Annotated in this window: 19 protein-coding genes; 11 read left to right on the forward strand and 8 right to left on the reverse strand. The window is 38.3% G+C overall.

Going from position 1 to position 20,664, the window contains the following annotated elements:
* Positions 1-38 precede the first annotated feature (38 nt).
* The 4 genes from BP861_RS03945 to BP861_RS03960 all read left to right on the forward strand — a co-directional run bounded on the left by BP861_RS03945 (position 39) and on the right by BP861_RS03960 (position 7,426).
* Positions 39-932 carry an energy-coupling factor transporter transmembrane component T family protein gene (locus BP861_RS03945; RefSeq protein ID WP_292372800.1) on the forward strand — a complete coding sequence of 298 codons (894 nt, stop codon included), beginning with the start codon at positions 39-41 and terminating at the stop codon, positions 930-932.
* On the forward strand, positions 929-1,696 hold the full coding sequence (locus BP861_RS03950; RefSeq protein ID WP_292372802.1) for an ABC transporter ATP-binding protein: 768 nt from the start codon (positions 929-931) through the stop codon (positions 1,694-1,696). Before BP861_RS03945 ends, BP861_RS03950 begins: the two co-directional genes overlap by 4 nt.
* Positions 1,696-2,421, forward strand: a complete 726-nt coding sequence (locus BP861_RS03955) for an ABC transporter permease (RefSeq protein ID WP_292372803.1) — start codon at positions 1,696-1,698, stop codon at positions 2,419-2,421. Before BP861_RS03950 ends, BP861_RS03955 begins: the two co-directional genes overlap by 1 nt.
* Positions 2,422-4,624: 2,203 nt before the next feature.
* Entirely contained in the window at positions 4,625-7,426 is a 2,802-nt protein-coding gene (locus tag BP861_RS03960; RefSeq protein WP_292372805.1) for a PAS domain S-box protein, read from the forward strand.
* A gap of 616 nt (positions 7,427-8,042) precedes the next feature.
* On the opposite strand, the gene BP861_RS03965 is transcribed toward BP861_RS03960, so the two are convergent.
* Positions 8,043-8,819 (reverse strand): exodeoxyribonuclease III, encoded by a 777-nt coding sequence (locus BP861_RS03965; RefSeq protein ID WP_292372807.1) that lies wholly within the window; start codon positions 8,817-8,819, stop codon positions 8,043-8,045.
* A gap of 301 nt (positions 8,820-9,120) precedes the next feature.
* On the opposite strand from BP861_RS03965, the gene BP861_RS03970 reads away from it, so the two are divergent.
* The 4 genes from BP861_RS03970 (at position 9,121) to BP861_RS03985 (ending at position 11,289) form a co-directional block, all read left to right on the forward strand.
* Positions 9,121-9,282, forward strand: coding sequence for a hypothetical protein (locus BP861_RS03970; RefSeq protein ID WP_292372809.1), 162 nt, complete (start codon positions 9,121-9,123; stop codon positions 9,280-9,282).
* Positions 9,272-9,739, forward strand: coding sequence for a cache domain-containing protein (locus BP861_RS03975; RefSeq protein ID WP_292372811.1), 468 nt, complete (start codon positions 9,272-9,274; stop codon positions 9,737-9,739). The genes BP861_RS03970 and BP861_RS03975 overlap by 11 nt, the downstream gene beginning before the upstream one ends.
* A 152-nt stretch (positions 9,740-9,891) precedes the next feature.
* Positions 9,892-10,143, forward strand: coding sequence for a cupin domain-containing protein (locus BP861_RS03980; protein ID WP_292373272.1), 252 nt, complete (start codon positions 9,892-9,894; stop codon positions 10,141-10,143).
* 114 nt (positions 10,144-10,257) lie between these two features.
* Positions 10,258-11,289 (forward strand): class I SAM-dependent methyltransferase, encoded by a 1,032-nt coding sequence (locus BP861_RS03985; protein ID WP_292372813.1) that lies wholly within the window; start codon positions 10,258-10,260, stop codon positions 11,287-11,289.
* 65 nt (positions 11,290-11,354) lie between these two features.
* Here BP861_RS03985 and BP861_RS03990 read toward each other — a convergent pair whose 3' ends face one another.
* A complete protein-coding gene (locus BP861_RS03990; RefSeq protein WP_292372815.1) occupies positions 11,355-11,669 on the reverse strand; it encodes a hypothetical protein in 315 nt (104 codons plus the stop codon).
* 452 nt (positions 11,670-12,121) lie between these two features.
* On the opposite strand from BP861_RS03990, the gene BP861_RS03995 reads away from it, so the two are divergent.
* Both BP861_RS03995 and BP861_RS04000 read left to right on the forward strand, forming a co-directional pair.
* On the forward strand, positions 12,122-12,361 hold the full coding sequence (locus tag BP861_RS03995; RefSeq protein WP_292372817.1) for a DUF7557 family protein: 240 nt from the start codon (positions 12,122-12,124) through the stop codon (positions 12,359-12,361).
* Positions 12,362-12,625, forward strand: coding sequence for a type II toxin-antitoxin system RelE family toxin (locus tag BP861_RS04000; RefSeq protein WP_292372819.1), 264 nt, complete (start codon positions 12,362-12,364; stop codon positions 12,623-12,625).
* Positions 12,626-12,662: 37 nt separating this feature from the next.
* Here the strand turns inward: BP861_RS04000 and BP861_RS04005 are convergent, their stop codons facing one another.
* Positions 12,663-12,881, reverse strand: a complete 219-nt coding sequence (locus BP861_RS04005; RefSeq protein ID WP_292372821.1) for a hypothetical protein — start codon at positions 12,879-12,881, stop codon at positions 12,663-12,665.
* Between the two features lie 604 nt (positions 12,882-13,485).
* On the opposite strand from BP861_RS04005, the gene BP861_RS04010 reads away from it, so the two are divergent.
* Positions 13,486-14,475, forward strand: a complete 990-nt coding sequence (locus tag BP861_RS04010) for a GAF domain-containing protein (protein ID WP_292372823.1) — start codon at positions 13,486-13,488, stop codon at positions 14,473-14,475.
* A 590-nt stretch (positions 14,476-15,065) separates the two neighbouring features.
* On the opposite strand, the gene BP861_RS04015 is transcribed toward BP861_RS04010, so the two are convergent.
* The 5 genes from BP861_RS04015 to BP861_RS04035 form a co-directional block, all read right to left on the reverse strand.
* Complete coding sequence (locus BP861_RS04015) at positions 15,066-15,560, reverse strand: DUF6141 family protein (RefSeq protein WP_292372825.1); 495 nt, start codon at positions 15,558-15,560, stop codon at positions 15,066-15,068.
* A gap of 255 nt (positions 15,561-15,815) precedes the next feature.
* Complete coding sequence (locus BP861_RS04020; RefSeq protein ID WP_292372827.1) at positions 15,816-16,175, reverse strand: carboxymuconolactone decarboxylase family protein; 360 nt, start codon at positions 16,173-16,175, stop codon at positions 15,816-15,818.
* A 143-nt stretch (positions 16,176-16,318) separates the two neighbouring features.
* Positions 16,319-16,786, reverse strand: coding sequence for a DUF2124 domain-containing protein (locus tag BP861_RS04025; RefSeq protein WP_292372829.1), 468 nt, complete (start codon positions 16,784-16,786; stop codon positions 16,319-16,321).
* Between the two features lie 270 nt (positions 16,787-17,056).
* Positions 17,057-18,022 carry a methenyltetrahydromethanopterin cyclohydrolase gene (mch, locus tag BP861_RS04030; protein WP_292372832.1) on the reverse strand — a complete coding sequence of 322 codons (966 nt, stop codon included), beginning with the start codon at positions 18,020-18,022 and terminating at the stop codon, positions 17,057-17,059.
* Positions 18,023-18,311: 289 nt separating this feature from the next.
* Complete coding sequence (locus BP861_RS04035; RefSeq protein ID WP_292372834.1) at positions 18,312-19,535, reverse strand: peptidase U32 family protein; 1,224 nt, start codon at positions 19,533-19,535, stop codon at positions 18,312-18,314.
* Positions 19,536-20,664 lie beyond the last annotated feature (1,129 nt).

Here is a 20,664-nt window from a genome sequence, read left to right on the forward strand (position 1 = left end):
AAGTGCTGAAAGAATAAAGTGTTAAGGGGATATGCCGGATGATAGGTGCAAGATCAATTGCAGAACCGACAATTAAAGATACGGTTATTCACAGGATGGATCCAAGGGCTAAGATCCTTATCCTTATTTCCGCAGTTTTTGTCACTGTGGCTCTGGATAACCAGAAAACGATGTTTTTATTTTTTCTGATCGTACTCTCAGGATTCGTACTTGCAAGAATGCCGGCAATAAAAATTAAGACCCTGGTGCTACTGCTCGTACTTTTGATATGGGGGACTATTTACTCACAGGCTCTCTTTTATTCTCAACTCCCGAGAACTGTAATTTTTACCATAATAAATCCTGATTTCCCGATCCTGGGCTGGCTGACAGGCGGCGGGCTGTTCGTATACGAAGAGGGACTCCATCACGGCGCAATTCAGGGTCTGAGATCGGCTTCAATCCTTTCTCTCGGACTGTTGATGTGCTGGACCACGGACTCAAGAGATATGTTAAACGGTCTGGTAGGGCTCAGGGTTCCTTACAGCGTAGCGTTTATGGTGATCACAGCAGTTAGATTCTTACCAATAATAATCACCGAAGTAACTACCGTGATAACAGTCCAGCGGCTCAGGGGATTTAATCCGAAAAAGTTCGGATCAGGAATCATAAAAACATTACTTAATATATTGACTCCGACTCTTGCAAACTGTGTAAGGAGAACCGGAACCCTTGCAGTTTCAGTTCAGAGTAGGGCTTTTCGGGCAAATATAGACCGAACCTCTCTCAAAAAGCTGGAGTTTTCAAACCTTGATAAGATAGTGGTTGCAGTCTGTGTTTCTGCAGCCATAGGTGTTGTGATCATAAAGCTTGTTTACAATATGTATACAAGCGGAGTTTATTATACTTCAGGTTTAAGACCTGTTTATGCAATTGCAGGAGGATACCTGTGATAGAAATACGAAAATTATCCCGATCCTTTGGAAACCTAGTTGCTGTGGATAATCTGGATCTTGATGTTGAAAACGAGATTTTCGGCCTTCTTGGCCCCAATGGGGCAGGAAAAAGTACGACCGTTATGATGCTTACAACTCTACTAAAACCCAGCAGTGGCACTGCAAAAGTCTGCGGGTATGATATCGTAAAAGAGTCCAAAAAAGTAAGGTCAAGGATAAGCTATGTTCCTCAGGACATGGCAGTTGACCGAAAACTCACAGGCAGGGAAAATGTACAGCTTTATGCAAAACTGTATGGTATCCCTGACAGAGATTCAAAGGTGGAAGAAGTGCTTGAAATGATGGGACTTTCAGACCGTGCAAATGATCTTGTTGCAACCTATTCTGGAGGAATGCGCCGGCGCCTTGAACTTTCTCAGGCCCTTGTGCATGAGCCTGAAGTTCTGTTTCTTGACGAACCCACCCTTGGACTGGATGTGAGTGGCAGAAAGAAGATCTGGGAGCACATCAGAATGCTTAAGGCCGAAGGAATGACCATCTTCATGACAACACATTACCTTGAAGAGGCTGAAAAATACTGTAACAGGGTTGCCATTATTGATAAAGGAAGAATTGCAGTTGTTGGCTCTCCTGAAAACCTAGTAAGCGCCATAGGGAAAGATGCCTCCCTTAATGACGTTTTTCTTGAGAACGTTAAAACCCCTGAAGAACAGGCAGGGTTTAATTCAGCCCAGTTTAGAAACCTTCTGAGGCGAAGATAATGAGAGCAGTCTTCTATTATTTTGAAAGGGACCTTGTAAAATGGTTAAGAGGAAAGGTAACCGTTATTTCCTCACTAGTAATGCCTGCAGCTTGGCTGGTATTTGTCGGGCTGGCCCTGCCCACAAAGTTTACTGATAATTATCTTGAGTTTATCACGCCTGGCATCCTTGTTATGACCATGCTCTTTTCCTCCCTGCAGGGTGGGTCTCTTATGATTTTTGATAAAATACTGGGATTTCTTAATAAGTTCTTGGCCATGCCTTCTCCAAGAGAAAGTATACTGTACGGAAAAATTCTTTTTATCAGTGTCAGAGGCATGATGCAGGCAACAGTGATTTTCCTGATGGCTACAGTTTTCGGAGTAAGAATCCTGAACCCAGTACATATATTCCTGATATATCTTACACTGTTCATGTTTTCGGTATTTTTCTCTGCTCTCTCTACTATGATAGGGTTGTATTTAAGTGACCATGACAGCTATTCGGCTGTTAACAGCATGATCAGTATGCCTTTATTCTTCACCAGCAGTGCGCTTATGCCCTATGATGTTATGCCCTCCTGGTTAAGGATATTGGCAAAGCTCAATCCGGTAAGTTATGCAATAGACAGCATAAGAACTATTTTTGAAGGAGGGATACCTGTTCAGGGGCTCGTAGGTCTTGCTATAGGAGCCGGGATTATGGTGCTTCTAGGGACGTATCAGTTCAGGAAGGCCTTTGTCTGAAACTTAGAGGATTATCAATAGAATTAGTAACTTTAAAAAATCTGGTGCTCATTATATTCAGTTATTATTATATTAGATCTACATAATAGATATTAATGGGGAAACGAGGAGCAAAACCAAAGTTTACTGATATTTCTTGTCCTAATCAAGATTGGGTGGTCCACCAACAATCAGTTGGTATTTTCCATAGTATTCACACATTAGCATCCCGCTCTCATTTTTTGCTTTATGCACACTCAATTTCCGGTACACAGGTAAGCTTAGAAAACAGATGAAACTAAGCAAAAAACACTCAAAGACAAAATATCAACCAGCTACTAATGCACCACCAGAAATCCTTTAAATTTCTTTTTTATCCAAAAATATATAAAAATAACCTTTTTAAAATTGTTCCTTATTTTTTGTCCCCACAAAAAACGAGTAGCAATTACTATTGTCATCAAATAGGTCTATTAGATTTATCGATCTTAGTCTTAAAACTGTTCCAGTCTGAAAGATTGAACCTTTACTCCTGCGAATACTCTAAACGTGTTTATACTCAACATCAGCTTCCTGCTCTTGTTTTTTGTTGAAGGAGTATATAAGTACAGGCTATCATGATTTGTAGAACTTATTGGTCTCATGAGCAACATAAAGGAAAAACTTGACATTGATAAGATTTCTCATTACACTACTCTTCAAAAGTTTGTATCCAAAATTTCCTCCTCATTTTTTAACCTAATTTATCAAGAGTCCTAAAGTTGTTTTATTCACATGGAGAAGATGCTTCTATCATAGCAATCGATGTAATCGGGTTTACGAGTTCATACGCAAGTCATTATTATTCTAGAAGAACAGGGAAACTCCTAAGGAGCTTCCTGAAAACTTCAATATCAATAGATACAGATTCAATAGATACAGATAAAAATGTAATATTAGGATGGGGAATCAGTCAAAAAACAGATCATGATGTCAAGCATGCAAAGACTCTGATAAGACAATCAAACAACACAATCTTGACTGAAAATTAATTACTTAGAATATTCACGATAGAGAGAAGACGCTTTTCTCACAGAACATTAAGGAAGCCGTGTTTATTATTACTAAATCTTCATTTGCGAAGGAAGCAATTGGAATCATTAACAATCTCGAAATTGAAGCTATTTTTTAGTCAAGCTCTTTTCTAAAAAGGTTGCCCAAAATAAGAGTTGAGAAGATACAGAAGTTTGAAGGGCAGATCCTGGAAAATATCGTGGAATTAAAGGGACTACTCAATAAAGATAGGTGAACGTTCAAAGTTAGTTCCGTAAATGTAGTTCAGAAATAATATTTCAAAAGTATTAAAGTTTCAAAGTTATCTGCTAAAAACAAGATTCAAGATGAAAAAGCAGTTAAGAAGTAGATGGTAGGGTATTGAGTCCCTATTCTCAAGTCCCTACCTGCGATCCAACCCAAAGATTAAGAGGAAACCCTATGACTCTTAATCTGTACCCCTATAATGACGTGGAGATATATATCATAACCGATGCGAAAGATTGCTTCTGATTTCAAACTTAAACATAATGATATAATTATAATAGGTTGAAAAATTAAATTATATTGAAAATAACAAAATTATAAAAAACAAAAATACTATAAAATTGCATAATTAGATTGAAATTTTATGTATCAAACAATTTTTTGTTTAAATACAATTTTTGGTATAATTAATTTAAAATAATTTAGGCTATAATATAGTACAAATATTAGTATAGTACAAAGTTGAGAATTCAGAGGAGAAGGGAAACAAAAATCTATCACATAGAAAATCACCTGGAGATAACTGATCTCTCTTCAAGCAAGCATGCCTAGGGCAACATAACTTAGAAGAGGATTGTATTGGGGGATACAGTGAATGGATCAAGCATCTTCGGGTTCCTGATTATACTATATTTTACGGTTTTAACGTATTTATATTCTTGTAAATGTTCTTCTGTTATCCCTTTTGGTATTTTTGTTGACACCACTTTAAATGCTAAGTTTAGCAATCCTTCAATACTTTTTTGAAGTTATGATTAATCTTAATACTTTTTTCAATAGTGAATACTTTATACAAAGACAAATTACAATTTTGTGAGTCTTTGATAGATTGCCTGCAGGAGAAGTCTAGAATTATTCTAATGGAAAACATAATTAAATAGCTTAATAATTAAAAATAGTTCGTTATAGTTGTAGAAGGTGTGGTATGGAAAAAAGCTTGAGAGATTCTGGCATTGACGTTATTGGAAATGTGCCCTGGGGGACACATTTCTGCCAGTTCTACCAGACAAAAGAAGATTTGATAGAGATACTTATTCCTTATTTTAGATCCGGTCTGGAAAATAATGAATTATGTATCTGGATTACTACAGAATCTCTAAATGTGGAAGAGGCAAAAAGAGCACTGAGAATGGCTATTTTTGATTTTGATGCTTATCTGAGAAAAGCACAAATTGAAATTATTTCATACGCGGACTTAGGTTTAAAAAATGAGGTTTTCAATTCACAAAAAATCTTAGATTACTGGACTGGAAAACTCAGTCAAGCTCTTGCCAGTGGGTATGAAGGTTTGAGATTATCTGAAGATACTTTCTGGCTGAGAAAAAATATCTGGAAAGATTTTGTTGATTACGAAAAAGAAATGATTCAGGTTACGGGCAGCTATCAAATAATAGCCCTCTGCACCTATTCCCTCAACGAGAACAATCCAACCAAAATTTTAGATATCGCAGCAAATCATCAATTCACTCTCATTAAAGAAGAAGGGAAATGGAAGCAAATTGAAAATTCACAGCACAAGCTGATGGAAACTACCCTAAAGAGAAACGAGCAGCATCTTAACGATATATTAAGTAACATTGATGGGATTCTTGAGCTGGATAAGAACTGGCGCATTACATACATCAATGAAAATGCCGCACATAATATTAGTTTTGAACCTGAAAAACTGATAGGAGAATGCGTGTGGGAAAAATTTCCTTACAGGGTAGGGAGCAAATTAGAGACAATGTTCATAGAGGTTATGGAAACTCGCCTTCCAGCTCATATCGAGATAAAGAGCTTAATCCGGGATCAATGGTTTGATATAGGTGTCTATCCGTCTTCAGCAGGAATTCTAGTTTTATTGAAGGATATTACAGAGAATAAGCAGGCAGAACAGAATCTGCGAGAAAGTGAAACGAGCCTGCACAAGTTGTATGAATCGGGAATGATAGGAGTGTTTTACTATGCCCTTGACGGCTCGATCACCGACGCTAATGACATATTTTTAGAAATGGTCGGCTACACGCGTGAAGACTTGAAGGCTGGAGAAATTAACTGGAGTCGAATAACTCCCCAGATATACCACGCTCAAGATAAGCGCGGCATAAAGGAACTGAAAGCAACTGGCATGAAGAAGCCCTGTGAGAGAGAGTACATCCGCAAGGACGGATCGCACATACCTATTATTATCGGAGCGGCTACAATCGATGAAGAGAAAGGTATAGCCTTTGTTCTCGACATCACTGAGCGCAAAGAAGTGGAAAAAGCTCTTAAAGAAGCGTATCAGGGTTTAGAAGAAAAGATTAAAGAGCGTACAGCCGAACTTGAAGAGGCTTATAATTCACTGAAGGAAAGCGAGGAAAGCCTTTCTGAAGCTCAAAGGATGGCACATATAGGAAATTGGGACTGGAACCTTGTAACCGGTGAGGTACATTGGTCTGAGGAGTTATATAGAATTTTTGGACGTAATCCTCAAGAATCAGGCGCAACTTACGATGAACTTTTAAATTATATACATCCCAAGGATCGGGAGTATGTAGATAATGTTATTAAGAAAAGACTGGAAGGAGGACGCCGTGGAGTTGATTACCGTATAATTACAGCCAGTGGAGGAGAACACACAGTCCATGCAGAGAGCGTGATCATTTTTAATTTGAATAAGATCCCTATTCGGGTAAAGGGAATAGTTCAAGATATTACCGAGCGTAAAGAAGCCGAAGAAAAGATTCAGAGCTTGGCAAATATCGTGGAATCATCAAATGATGCTATTATAACTGAGTCTCTTGATGGTATTATTACAAGCTGGAATAAAGGAGCAGAGCAGGTTTATGGCTATTCAGCAGAGGAAATCCTTGGAAAGCAGATATCCATACTGGAACCAGGGATATTATTCGAAGAGACAAAAAGATTAGCTGACCTGGTTAAGCAGGGAGAAAAAATCCAGCAATATGAGACTTTACGATTAAAAAAGGATGGTACAATAATAAATGTTTCCATAACTCTTTCTCCGGTTTTTAATGTCGCTGGAAAGCTGACTGCTATCTCGGTAATCTATAGAGATATAACCAAAAGAAAAAAAGCCGAAAATGCCCTTGCAAGTATCGGAATTGCACGCCAGAAGGAGATTCATCACAGAATAAAGAATAACCTGCAGGTAATCTCTTCACTTCTTGATCTTCAGGCAGATAAATTTGATGACCCAGAAGTTATTGAGGCTTTCAGAGAAAGCCAAAATAGGGTTATATCTATGGCTCTTATTCACGAAGAGCTTTATAAAGGAGAAGAGACCGATACCCTGGACTTTTCTACATACATTAGAGAACTATCTGAAAACCTTTTTCAGACTTACAGGCTTGGAAACGCAAATACCAGCTTGAAGATTGACCTGGAAGAAAATATTTTCTTTGATATGGATGTATCTGTCCCTTTAGGGATGATTGTTAACGAACTTCTCTCCAATTCCTTCAAATATGCCTTTCAAGGAAGAAAACGAGGAGAAATTCAAATTAAACTCTACAGGCAAGAAAATACAGGATGTGGAAATACAGAATATGTCCTGATAGTTTCAGACGATGGAGTTGGCATTCCAGAAAAAATGGATATAGAAAATCCAGATACCCTAGGTCTTCAGCTTGTAAATGCACTCGTGGATCAACTTGATGGTACAATAGAAATAAAAAGGGATAAGGGAACGGAGTTTATCATAAAACTTCAAACAAACAAAAAGTTTAGAAATAAACGTTAATTTTTGTACTTAATTTGAAAACTAAATCTATATTTGACTTACTGTTGTCAACCGATCTTTTTGACTTCTGGTAGAAAAATAATCAAAGAAAGACTTTAAACCAGCGATCAATCCCTAACTTATTGCAAGATTTACAAAAAGATAAGGAAAGATTGAATTATAAAATTATTAGTTTGAAATTTTTTACGTCAAACAATTTTTTGCTTAAATACAATTTTTGGTATAATTAATTTAAAATAATTTACGTTATTAGTAGATGTTGGAGTTGAGGAGTAGAGCTAGGGTATCATCAAAGTAAAAGAATCTACGAAACAAAAAAATCTCCCGGAGGACGCTGATCTCCTTCGAATTAATATGTTTGGGAAGCATAAAAATTCGAAGAAACTGTATTGGGGATACAGTAAGCGGATACAGCGCCTCTGGGCTTCATATTATACAACTCTTTTCTGCAACTCTTTTCTGCAATGTTTATTGACTCCTTATTAACCTATATTGAACTTTTATTTAACTTTTTTAAACTATCTTCATGAAACACTTGGTGAAACTTTATTGATTAGTATCAGTTACTATAAAAAAATATTTAACATGTCTAACTAAAAATCAATTCAAACCTTACTTAAAACTCAAGCTCAAGCCCTACAGGACAGTGATCCGAGCCCATGATATCAAGATAAATCGGAGAAGATTTTACATTATCTCTCAGGTTTTCACTTACGAAAAAGTAGTCAATACGCCAGCCGACGTTCCTTTTACGTGCGCCTGTTCTCATTGACCACCAGGAATAGTTTCCGCCTTCAGGATTGAATATACGGAAGGTATCAAGATAGCCGGCTGCGAGGAAGTTATCTATCCAGGCCCGCTCTTCAGGGAGAAAACCGGATATCATTTCGTTTTGTTTGGGACGAGCAAGGTCGATTTCCTTATGGGCTGTATTTACATCCCCGCAAATAACAAGTTTCTTTCCTTCGGCTTTGAGGGCACTTGCATAGTCTAAAAAAGCATCATAAAAGTCCATCTTGTATTCTAAGCGTTCCGGAGAGGCTTTGCCGTTAGGGAAATAAATATTCATTAAGGTAAAGTCCTCAAAATCGGCCCGCAAAAAGCGGCCTTCCCTGTCAAATCTTTCGATTCCCATTCCGGTTTCGATATTCAGGGGTTTTTTCTTTGAGAAAATTCCGACCCCACTGTAACCGCTCTGTTCTGCTGAGACAAAGTAATTGTAGTAGCCCGGAATATTCTTTGCTTCTCTCGGAAGTTTATCAGGAGAAACTTTAGTTTCCTGAATACAGACAATATCAAATTTCTTTTCCAGCAAAAGCTCAAGAAAATCTTTTTTTATTGCAGCCCGAAGGCCGTTTACATTCCAAGAAATGAGGTTGTAACGATTAGACATTTTTTTCTATCCCTATTGGTGGTTCAGAATTTGATTTACGTCATAGAAAAGCTCAGAAAAACAAAAAATTAATTGAAACTAAGATTGGATAATGTTGAACAGATTGAACTGAAAAATAATTCAAAGTCTTAGTAGATAAATGCTCCTCATTTAGCCAGCAAATCCTCGTTAAGTTGCCAAACGAGAATAAAATGAAAAAATAAAATAATACTTCAGATAATTATTCAGAAAAATTACTCAGACATAGGCTGACCTTCCTTTAATAACAGGGAAGGTTTAAGCCAGAACAGCAGGGAAACCTATGGATTTAATAAAAATCGCCTGTATTATGCCTACAGTTGCGTTCGTTCTGGGAGTCCTTACCAGTGGAGGCAAAGATGAGATACCTGCAGTCTCAACAGAGCTTGAAAACGAAACCGTAAACTCTAATATCAGCGGAATAACTGGGAACGGTGCAAGCTGAAGAAAAAAATGAGATATTCGAACCTGCTGTTTCGAAGCCTGCACCAGATCCCTTCATTCTGGAAAAAGGTGAGAGTAAGCTGGCGGGCGAAATAAAGAACATCGAAAGCAAGGTAAAAGCTACAGTCAGACTCATTGAAGCCCAGGGAAAAGAATTATTTCCTTCATTTCGGGAAAAGGGGTCTCCCTGGTACCAGGATAGTTTCTGCATTTTTGTCTGGACCGAAGATGGGGTCCAAATAGTTTGTCCTTCAAAACGAAGCTGTGAAGGCAAAGATATGAAAGGACTTGTAGATGCCGACGGCAAGCCCATTGGAGAACTCTTTATAGAAACGCCTTTGGCGAGAAAGGAGAGGGCTGGATTGAATATAACTGGCAGGAGAGAAATAATTCCGAGACATTCCGCAAGTGCACCTTCGTCAAAAAGGCTTCTTACGGAGGAGAAACTTACATTGTAGGAGCCGATCTTTACCTGGGGAATTACATAGTTTGCAGGAATCTTGAAGAGTGCAAATACACTGGAGAACCCGGAAAGTTTCAAATTGCCGAACTCCTGAACCCTCTGAGTCTCGATAAAGGCATTGACCTTAACTGCAGCATTGCCCATTCCATTGTAGAACAAGGGAAGAATGCTGCACCCCATGTGATGATAAATTCTGAAATTCATTATATCCTTGAAGGGCAGGGTCTGCTTTATATTGACGGAATTCCGGTCGATATATATTCTGACCAGCTCATATACATCCCTGCGGGTTCGGTACAGGCTACATATAATACAGCGGATACGGATCTCAAATTTCTGATTATAAACCAGCCCGCAAGGTCAGAAAACGGCACAGAGATACTTGAAGTAAAGAAATAAGACTGGACTAAGAAAGGAAATGGACACGAAAATAAGAGATTAATTATTGAATGAGTCAGGATTATAGACTCAAACACAAAACATTAATTCAATGCAAGTTATTCTTCAATTCCGATGTACAGAGTAATCCGAATCCCTCCCGAGAAAGGAGAAGAGATCAGGGAAAAGGCAGTTGCCAGAAGATTTCTGGATACTACAAGAAAGATAAGAAAACTTCAGACTGCAGGAGGCTCTTTTATTGAAATTCCTGTCACAGAAGTTGCAGGAGAAAAAGTTGAAAGCTTCCTGGTAACCGAACAGAAAAATCCTGAATTTCTGGGAAAAAACTGGTCTCTAAAAGAATACCTCAAAGATTTTCTTTCCGAAGCCGAACTCGCATGCGTCCCTTCAGGCTGGCAGGTCCTGGGAGAGATAATAATAGTTAGCATCCCAGAAGCTCTGGAAGGTAAGAAAATGAGAATTGCTGAGGCTCTGCTCTTGAAGTACCCGAAGTGCAAAACTGTTGTAAGGGATTTTGGAATTGAGGGACAGTTCCGCCAGCCAAAAAGAGAACTACTTCTCGGTAGCGAAACCGAAACCATTCACAAAGAGCATGGCTGTTTTTTTAAGCAGGATGTAACAAAGGTGATGTATTCCAAAGGGAACCTTGAAGAAAGGAAGCGGATGAGCAGGTTAGGAGAAGGGGAAATCATAGTAGATATGTTTGCAGGAATAGGTTATTTCTCAATTCCTATGGCCGTGCATTCCAGGCCGAAAAAAATTACTGGTATAGAAATTAATCCTGAGTCTTTTGCCTATCTGAAAGAAAACATCAGGCTAAATAATATACAAGATATCTTTGTCCCGATTTGCGGAGACTGTTCAAAAGTTGTCCCTGAAGGAACAGCCGACCGTGTGCTTATGGGATATGTGGGAACAACACATCACTATCTTGAGCCGGCTATAAAAGCCCTGAAAAAAAAATGCGGAATCCTACACTATCACGAAACAGTTCCGGAGAGTCTTGCCAGAACCAGACCTCAGGAAAGGATAAGAAAAGCTGCCTGCACGCTGGGAAAGAAGGTGGAGATTCTGGAGACCCGCAGGATAAAAAAATACTCTCCCGGAGTCCTACACGTGGTTGTGGATGCGCGAATATTCGAATGAAAATTTGAAATTTCACTCTTTTTCAGGTTCCAGACTCTTCCAGGCTACCAGCCCTCAGTTAGCATCTATTCTGTAAATTTCGGACCTTCAAACCGCAGTTCACTTCTATTTGGTGAAAAACAGGAATTTGTCAATTTTACCTCGCACTGGGAGCCAGATATGACACTTATATCCGTGCTGAGAATCTTCCTGTAAATATTTCTTTTTTGCACAATAGACCACCACCCGTAGAGAAAAACATAAACAGGCTCCCACATGGCAACCCAACCGATAATTGTCAGACCTTCTGAAAGCATGGTATTTACCAGGTCTTGTTCAAGAGTTGAAATAAGCCGGATTATGAGGAGACAGAGAAAAAGGAAGACAATTGCAATTGTCATGTTTCTTCGTCCTCGCTGAAGAAGCCTCCTCAACTCTATGTCCGTAAGAACTTTTCTGTAAGAAAAATGATTCCTGATCGCTTCTTTAAGGGTATGCTCGGTTTCCCCATTAAACTCAGAAGAAGGAATGTATATTACAATTTCAAGGAACTTTTTTAGAGGGAACTCCCCAACAGTGTTATAGATATACTCTTCCGCTTCCGGGTCAAGTTCTTTCTCGTGAATGTATAACGGAAAAATTAGATAGTGTTAAAGAAAATCGAATTCAATCGAGATTAAAACGAAAGTTTGTCAAATAGCAATATATATTTTAAAGCCTATTAATTAATTTGGACTGTGGACTACCCCTGAGCTAAAGACTCAAGGGTAGTTCACTACAAGCCAGATGTTAAGTCAAAATAATAATGATTGATCACACAATGTTTATATCCCATAGAGTCCTATAGGATACCATGGCAGCTACAACGACAATTTGCATCGATCCAAATATAAAAAATATGCTAGACAACTTAAAAATATACAAAACAGAGTCATATAACTCAGTCGTTGAACGTCTTATCAAAATGGCATACGATGAAGACCCATTAACAGATGAAGAAATTAAAGGAATAGAAGAGAGTTTGGAAGATATCAAAGCAGGCAGAATTTATAATGAAGACGAAGCTAGAAATCTGCTAGGCATTGATGATTAAATGTATTCTATAACGTACACCTCAAGCGCTATAAAAGATATGAACGAGTTACCGCATGAAGTGGAAAAAAGAATTTTTCATGTCATTGGCGAAATCAAAGAAGATCCTCATTCATATGTCAAAAAATTAAAAATGCCAGCTAAATCACCCTTGTATTCTTTGAGAGTTGGGGAATACCGTGTGATAATGTTAATCAAAGACCCATTGCTTATTATCCAGGTCGTGAAAGTTGGGAACCGAAGCAAAGTGTATAGAAAACTTTGACTGTCTTTTGCTCTCATCTCTTTCCAGTCTCAACCTTTCACGCTTTTCCCTTTCCTCTGACCCCTTTATACGGTTCGCCATCTTTCTTTACACCGATGATTTTTCCGGTTGTTGTGTCAATTTTAACCCATTTCCCGATTTTTGAATTGAATACCTGTTTTCTTCCTTTAACAGATCCGTCTCTTTGGTCGTCCCCTCTATTTTTTCCTATATGAATTCCCCCGAACACTAAATTAATAGGTAGGTCTGTGTACAAAATATTTAATTGTTTCTGCATTATCTAATATGAGGGTGTGTACGGTCACAGAGCAAAGGGAGAACTGCAGGATACGAGGTTGGTCTGTTACTACGGTTCGAATGTGTCTGGTTCATCAGGCTCAATATATTTAACATATTCAGAAACCATTTGTGCTGAATTCTGCACAGGGTTTTTAGGGCGCCCCCCAACAAACCAGAAACCACCATTTTCCTTCTAGCTCTCTCCGCTTTAATCTCCCTTAGTTTCATTATCCAATTTCGCGGTTATTCTGTGACCCTCCCTTTTGAACTCCGCAGTATCGTAAAGAACAACCGATAGTTAGACAAAGAGGCTTAGAATTTAAATGGATATATTTTAAAAACCCTTAAATTGAATTTAGTTTGTATACTTTTCTCTTAGATTTCCTTTTATTAATTTATCTCTTCTAACCAGCTCTTTTAATCGATTTTAATTTTCAAGTCTTTACATTCTGATACTCTCTGAAAACAAAATCATAAGCCTTTTTATTTATTGCACACTTCTATATTTGCGAAGCAAAAATGTAAATATTCAAAATTTTTGCATAGATTCCTGCAAGAGATTTTGATCATGGGGGAACCAAATGCCTAAAACAGTCTCGAATTCAGCTAAGAACAAGAACAGTAAACAAAAATTATACAAATATCTAAATGAGACGGCTTTATGCAACGCTCTGGAGATGGCAAAGGAGCTTATCTCGGTAATAAATAAAGTTCCTGTCACGGTTTTCCTCTGGAGACCAGAGAAGTACTGGCCTGCTGAGTTTGTATCAGAAAACATAAAAAAATTCGAATACACTGCCGAAGAATTTACATCCGGAAAACTTCTTTATGGCAATATCGTGCACCCGGATGACCTGGGAATGGTTGAAAGAGAACTCTCAAGAAGAATAGAAGAAAATTACGTGGACTATTCTCAAGAGTATCGTATCCTGACTAAATCAGGGGAGATACGCTGGGTTGATGAAAGGACTTTCATTGAAGTTGATAAAAATGGAACTGTAGAATATCTTATGGGAATAGTTATGGATGTTACTGAGCGGAAAAGAAAAGAAAAATTGCTCTACATCCAGAGGGATCTGGGCATTGCACTTAGTACTTCCAGTTCCCTGAACGAGACTCTTGAAAGACTACTGGATTCCTGCCTGCAGATAGATGAAATCAATGCCGGAGGTATTTACCTTATCGACGAAGAAACAGGAGATATGACGCTTGCCTTTCACAGCGGCTTCTCCCCTAATTTTGTCGAGCATGCCTCTCACTACAGTGTGAATTCCCCGCATACGAAACTTGTTATGATAGGACAGCCGATTTACAAACAGCATATAGACCTGCTTCTCACTTCAAGAGATGACGCACTCAGGCATGAAAATCTTAGGGCTACCGCAATTATCCCCGTAAAATCAGAAAAAAAGGTTATTGCAGCTTTTTATCTTGCTTCGAACATTGAATTCGAGCTTCCGGATAGCGTGCGCACTGTTATAGAAACCATTGCAACGCAGTTTGGCGTCTTCATCTCCCGTATCCGCCTTGAAGAAAAACTGATAGAATGTAGAGAGAAGAGAAAATTTTAAACAAGCTTTCTTTTTGTCCTTAACCTCAACCCCGACCATATCACAGAGAAAAGGTGCCCGTCTTAGCGAACTGTCTAAACCTAAATTCGAACCGGGTATATAAACCCTCATTTTTACAAGTATCAGCAAGCACTTTTATAAGAAAAGGAGCAGGATCAAAAGAATTGAAAATTTGCATTACGCTGTGCAGCTCAAGTTCGATCAGAAGTTTTCCATCTCGTTCCCTGTAAAGAGCTTCTGTTCCTTTCGGGGAAAAATCTATCCCCCAGACACTTTTATCTACCTTCTCTGGAACACTTTTAAGGTTTTAGAAAGAATATCTATAAAATATAATTAAAACAGTTTTAAGGTCCATATAAGGTTTTGCTTTTTGTACTTTGGCTCAGGGTCAAACTAAAGCTTCATAGAATAAATAATGGAAAAAGATTAAAGGATAATTTATTAAAAAACAAATTATTAAAAAAATCATTAAAAAGTGAATTATTAAAAAGTGAATTATTAAAAAGTTAATTATTAAAAGTTAAATCATTAAAAGTTAATTATTAATGCTTAACTCTGGACAGCAGGAATTATCAAAAATGGAGGAATTGTTAATACTGTGATGTAGCCTGCTTGATTGCGCTGCAGAGTTCTTCAGGTTTCCTGGAGCTAAGAAGCATTCGTTCTCCAGAAATAAGTTTCAGGATTACAACCGGGCTAACTTTTTTGGAAGAATCTAACACATCAGATTCTTCTCCTGTTAGAGGGTCATAAACCTTAATTTTGCAGTCCTCCACTACATAGTAAGGAATCTTCTTGGAGGAGATATTGAGAGGTACAAAGCGAACGTATATTCCATCGCTTCTTACTTCAGTTACATGCTTTGTACAGTAAAATATAAAAGGGAAAAATAACCCGAAAATAATCCAGAGAGCAAACAGGTATGTTCCAGGAATATTATTGACTCCGGCAGGTTTTCCTAGTACCAAGCTATGGATTTCAATGTACCAGAACAGGAAAGCAGGATAAAGGACCGAAACCAAGAAAAAATTGTTCCGCAGATCCTGTACTTCCCTGAAAATTATATCTGTTTTCGACTGTTCCACAAAACCCCTTCTATGAGACGTGCCTGAGTTATTACTGCTTTATTTCTCTACAAAAACTGAATAAATAAAGCTTTCGAAAAAAATAAAAGTTGTATATTTTTATTAATTTAAAATTTTGAAAATAATAACATAAAAAGTAGAGTAAAGCATTTCAAAATATTATAGAAGTAAAATTTAAAAAATGAAATACCATAAGAGTAAAATCTTTTGAAAAATTAAAGAAATGATTTTTATAAAATTATTTCCTTAACAGCTTCAAAAACCTAATCTCTCCATTTCTTTAAGTATTGCTGCACTGAAATCCGTGAAATGCTGAATTCCACCTGTCCATGCCGCGAGCATCATGGCATCATTAATTTCGATTCTCGTGGCTCCAAATTTGTGAAGTCTTTCCAAGATTTTGACCGCACTCTGGATGTTGTTGCTTGAACAGGCTATAGAAAAGACAATGAGATGCTTCTGTTTTGTAGAGATCCCGCCTTCCCTTTCAGTCCAGACTGCCTTATAAAAACCTGAGATTCCTTCGGCAAAGTCTTCGTTTATCTGTCCGGCATACGCAATAGATCTGGGCAAAAACCCCTTTAATTCCCTGATTTCTTTAGCAGCTTTTTCCATAATTACCACATGTTATAAGTCAAGATCGGATATAACCGTATCTATTAAAAATGTATAAAATTTCTAAACTAGAAAGGTAAAAAAGGAAGGGAATTTTTCATATATGGAAGCTTCAGGAATTCCTGAAAATGTAATTGAAAAGTTCAGACTTCCATTACCTCAACTGCAAGGTCGGAATTAATGATGTAATCAAAGTTGATTATCTCGTCCCATTTCTGCTTCAAGAACATGGACTGGAAGCAGACTCCGATAATTTTTCCGTTCTCTGAACCTTCAAGGATTTCTTTAGCAACTTCTTTCGCTTTTTCAGGGTTTATCCCTACCTTCGGCATCGAAAGCCCGCCAAGCAGGACAACAACGTCAGCGTGTTTATCTGTAAGTTCTCCAAGCTGCATGCCTTCATAATCCTTGAAGATAGACCTGGCTTTATCAAAATCCTGGCTGGAAATAAAAGCAAGTTCCCGGTCCCGGACTACAAAACCGAGAAGTTCGGCAAAAGGAGTGCAGAACCCTGGAGTTCCCACAAAAGTTATCCTTTTTGCACCTTCGACAAGGCCCCTGAAACTGTTCAGGATGCCTCCTACTCCTTCTGAAGTATTTATTATTGGCACTGAATTCTCTCCTTAAGCTTTCAATAAAATTGTGTTTTTCTGAGCATTTTTTCATAGTATTATATTTCTATAGTAAGATTGGAGGCATTCGCTTAAATAAATGATGTTAACAGCGTTATTAACAGTGTTATTAAGAAAGAATTGAACAAAATAAGAGAGGTTTCAACAGGAATATAGGATTAAAAAATTAAGAGGTTTCAACAGGAATATAGAATTAAAAAATAGAAAAAAACAAAAAAAGTAAAAAAGAATTGAAAAGGTATTTGCCCTTTAAACCTGCCTGATTCCAAAAGACTGAAGCAGGACCTCAGGATAGAGACCGCCACTGGAAATTGTCTTTGTGCTCTTAAGGTCATTTACTGTAAGCCTTGCAGGAGCGAACATGCCTGCATCAACCTTAAAGAAGTCAAAGTTTGCTTCTTTGAAGGTTTGGTAGAAAGGCTTTCCAAAGTCTCTGGAGGTTGTAGAGGGCACCTTCTTTACGAATTCCTCAAGTTCGGCCAATTCTCCATCAAAGCGGACCGTATAGTTGGTCTCGCCGCAGTAGATTACACAGTCATTGGTCGAGCCCATGCACTGAACATCATTTCCAACAATAGGAGCAATTGGAGCAACACCGTATCCGCTTTTAATGCAGTTGATGTCAAAACCAACGGATTCAAGTTTGTGGATTCCGGTTTCTACAACACGGGCCGAAATCTGTACAGAACCAGCAATAGAGGCAGTAGGAGCAACAGCAATCATTACGTTTTCAGGATCTACACTACAGTGTTTTGCAATATATTCCACAACTTTCTCATCAGGGAGTTTATCGGACTCCAGGACCAGGACTGCAGCTTCGAAGTCATCTTCATACCCGATCTCCTCATAGAGCTCTTTAGGTTTTAAGCCAAGTGCACGTGCAGGACCCGAACCCATTCCGAAGTAATTACCTACGGAGATTCTCCAGCCTGCGTACTGCGAAGCCATACAGGCAATTACAGGATTGTCAGTAGCTACCTGGATAGCAGGCCATTTGAGGCCATTCAGGTCAAAAGTAGTATATTTGAGATCGGCAAGATCGGCCAGGCAGAGCCTTGCCAGATACATTCCAGCCTCATATCCGCCCTCGGCCTTGACTCCACAGTCAATAACTGTAGCTCCGTTTTCAAGCTTAAGTACTTCCGTTTTCAGATCTTCGCTCCAGTCGAGCATTTCTTCAATGACATATGATCCCATTTCGTTGACGCTTATCAAAGTATCACCTTTAATACTGGCTCCGAGATAAACAAAATAAAATCTCACTCAGTCAGGAGGCAAATTCTTGCCTGCCTTTATTACAGAGGAGACTGTTTATCGGTCAGAAAATTGCTTATAATGAACATTGCTTTAAAGAATAACATCAATCAAGAATTTCTTACCCGTATAAGAAGACTCCAATATATAGTTACTGCTTTAATATTTTAATCCACATATTATATTTGACAAATACACTGCACTATTATTAAGTATAGCAATTCGCTATTTGATCACAGGATTTTACAATTTACTCATAACATTTTACTTCTTTAAATTTAATTTTGAAAATCTGATCATTTTTTCGAACATGTCCATCAACAGCAAGGCCAACCGTATCTCCTTTTTCAGCTTTTTGAATAGTTTCGCCTTCTTTCATCAGGGAACGGACTTGCTGTCTCAAATAAGTGGTATTTCCTTCAATTACTATCTCATCCCCAATCGAAATCGCTTCTTCGAGAAGCTTGACGGCTGCAGCTTGCTGTTTCGGATAATAGTTTTCAATAATTCCCACAGCCCTGCGCTGCTTTTTCGAGGCATTCATATTTTTTTCAGGAGAAAAGCCCTCAAGGCCCGGAACTCCAAAGTAAAAGCCAGTTGAAAAGCCCCTGTTATAAACCGAAGCGAGTTCACGCCTCCAGGCCCCTATTTTCTCAGGAGTGTAGGTTCCTTCTATGCAGGCATCGATCGCCTCCCTGTAGCAGCGGGAAACCATTTCAAGGTATCCAGGATCCCGGAGCCGCCCTTCTACTTTAAAGGAAGCTATGCCGGCTTCAAGAAGCTCGGGAATATGCCCTATCATACAAAGATCTTTTGCACTTAGGAGGTACTTCCCAAGGCTTGCTACAACAAGCCCGTTCTCCCCATGAAGTTCCCACTCCCAGCGGCAAGGCTGAGTACATTCTCCGCAGTTTCCGGATTTTCCAAGAGCATAAGCCGACAGATGGCATCGGCCTGAAACTGCCATGCACATTGCGCCGTGGATGAAAGTTTCGATCTCTACTTCAGTATGCTGGCTTATCTTGCGTATTTCTTCAAGGGAAAGCTCTCTCGAAAGCACAACACGTTCTGCCCCAAGTCCTTTGTAGAAATTTACAGTTTCATGGTTGGTAATATTTGCCTGCGTAGAAATGTGAATTTTAAGTCCGGCTTTCCGCGCCCTAAGAATTACGGCCGGATCCCAGGCAATAACTGCATCCACTCCTGCATTCGAAGCGGCAGCTATTACATCGGATGCATCCCCTAGCCATTCCTCATTTACTGTCGAGTTTACAGCAAGATAAGCCCTGAGCCCTCCGGCTTTTACCTCCGAGACAAAATCACCAAGGGTTTCCAGAGTAATTTCTTTTGCTTTTGCCCTCAAACTAAGCTTGTCGGTTGAAAAGTAGACCGCATCCGCGTATTCTGAGCAGGCCTTAAGCCCTGAAAGGTTCCTGACACCCACAAGGAGTTCAGGTTTTGAACTTTTACGCATGAAGACAGAAAACACTCATTTTTCATTTAAAAATATCTTATCGTCCTCACACAGCGTAACAAATAATGTAAAGAACTGTCAACTTTTGCCAGTCAGGCAGAAGTAACTCGGGTTGACGGAAAACTATATATAAATGAAGAACATTCCCCAAAGTGGGGACTAAAGTAAATTCAGAGAAATAGCTTTTGTCAATAAGCAAAGGCAAAAGTAAACTACTGCTATTTTAATCGAAGACGGGGGGATAAAATGGAATACGAACTCGAAGAAGTCGAGAGAGATTATATAGAATTCAGAAAAGAAATGGGAGAAGAGTAAGCTCTCGAAGAGAAGAATAAGCTGTAGAATTTGCTGAGAAGCAGCAGAATTAAGAAATATATAACTTTTTCAAAAATGAAATTAATTGCCGTGTCAGCACTAAAATTACATTTTTATTTTTTTGGATAAAATGGTCATAAAGCTTTAAAAAATATCTATTTCGGATTTCATTCTTGCATGTAATCTGACTCTGGATCAATGCTTATTAGAGAACAGATCAGCTGAGGAGTTCTTTCTTTTTTGCCGGATCTCTCTTCATTGTCATGCGTCTTTCTATTATTCGGATCTCTCTTCATTGTCATGCATCTTTTTATTATTCTATAAACCAAGGAGGCCAGCTAATCAATAATCCGAATTTTGAGAAATCATCTTTTGCTACCCTCCCATGAGAGTTCTAACCTATATCACATCTTTTATCCCTGTTACCTTCGTGGGAATTAATATTTGGCTTAAAAATCTTTAAAAATACTTTTATATTAATATATTTACGAGTAAGCCGCTAAAAATGTTTTTATAAACAGTTGTGCAAATTTTTCCATGATATAGGTTTTAATAATTATGTGACTCGATAACTTCCAATATTAACGCGTTGCAATTTTATTTTACCAGGTGATTGGATTTTATGTATAAAATTCGAATGTCACCCAGAAATAAACAAAAAAGTAACATAGGAGTAATTATTATATAGGTAACCAGATAATAGGCTAACAGAGTATACATATACAAAAAAAATTGCTGCTTTTTTAGCGCGAGTGGGATTATTAAATAACGATTGTTTTTGTAAGTTGACTTATCAGTATACGAATAATTTAGA

The sequence above is a fragment of the Methanosarcina sp. UBA411 genome (assembly GCF_002495725.1).
Classification (GTDB): Archaea; Halobacteriota; Methanosarcinia; order Methanosarcinales; family Methanosarcinaceae; genus Methanosarcina.

Excerpts from the sequence above, each read along its gene's own strand:
- BP861_RS03965 (WP_292372807.1), bottom strand. The coding sequence starts at position 8,819 with ATGTCTAATCGTTACAACCTCATTTCTTGGAATGTAAACGGCCTTCGG.
- BP861_RS04020 (WP_292372827.1), bottom strand. The coding sequence starts at position 16,175 with ATGGAAAAAGCTGCTAAAGAAATCAGGGAATTAAAGGGGTTTTTGCCC.
- BP861_RS03995 (WP_292372817.1), top strand. The coding sequence starts at position 12,122 with ATGGCAGCTACAACGACAATTTGCATCGATCCAAATATAAAAAATATG.
- BP861_RS03955 (WP_292372803.1), top strand. The coding sequence starts at position 1,696 with ATGAGAGCAGTCTTCTATTATTTTGAAAGGGACCTTGTAAAATGGTTA.
- BP861_RS03960 (WP_292372805.1), top strand. The coding sequence starts at position 4,625 with ATGGAAAAAAGCTTGAGAGATTCTGGCATTGACGTTATTGGAAATGTG.
- BP861_RS04035 (WP_292372834.1), bottom strand. The coding sequence starts at position 19,535 with ATGCGTAAAAGTTCAAAACCTGAACTCCTTGTGGGTGTCAGGAACCTT.
- BP861_RS04000 (WP_292372819.1), top strand. The coding sequence starts at position 12,362 with ATGTATTCTATAACGTACACCTCAAGCGCTATAAAAGATATGAACGAG.
- BP861_RS03990 (WP_292372815.1), bottom strand. The coding sequence starts at position 11,669 with ATGACAATTGCAATTGTCTTCCTTTTTCTCTGTCTCCTCATAATCCGG.
- BP861_RS03970 (WP_292372809.1), top strand. The coding sequence starts at position 9,121 with ATGGATTTAATAAAAATCGCCTGTATTATGCCTACAGTTGCGTTCGTT.
- BP861_RS03945 (WP_292372800.1), top strand. The coding sequence starts at position 39 with ATGATAGGTGCAAGATCAATTGCAGAACCGACAATTAAAGATACGGTT.
- BP861_RS03985 (WP_292372813.1), top strand. The coding sequence starts at position 10,258 with ATGTACAGAGTAATCCGAATCCCTCCCGAGAAAGGAGAAGAGATCAGG.
- BP861_RS04010 (WP_292372823.1), top strand. The coding sequence starts at position 13,486 with ATGCCTAAAACAGTCTCGAATTCAGCTAAGAACAAGAACAGTAAACAA.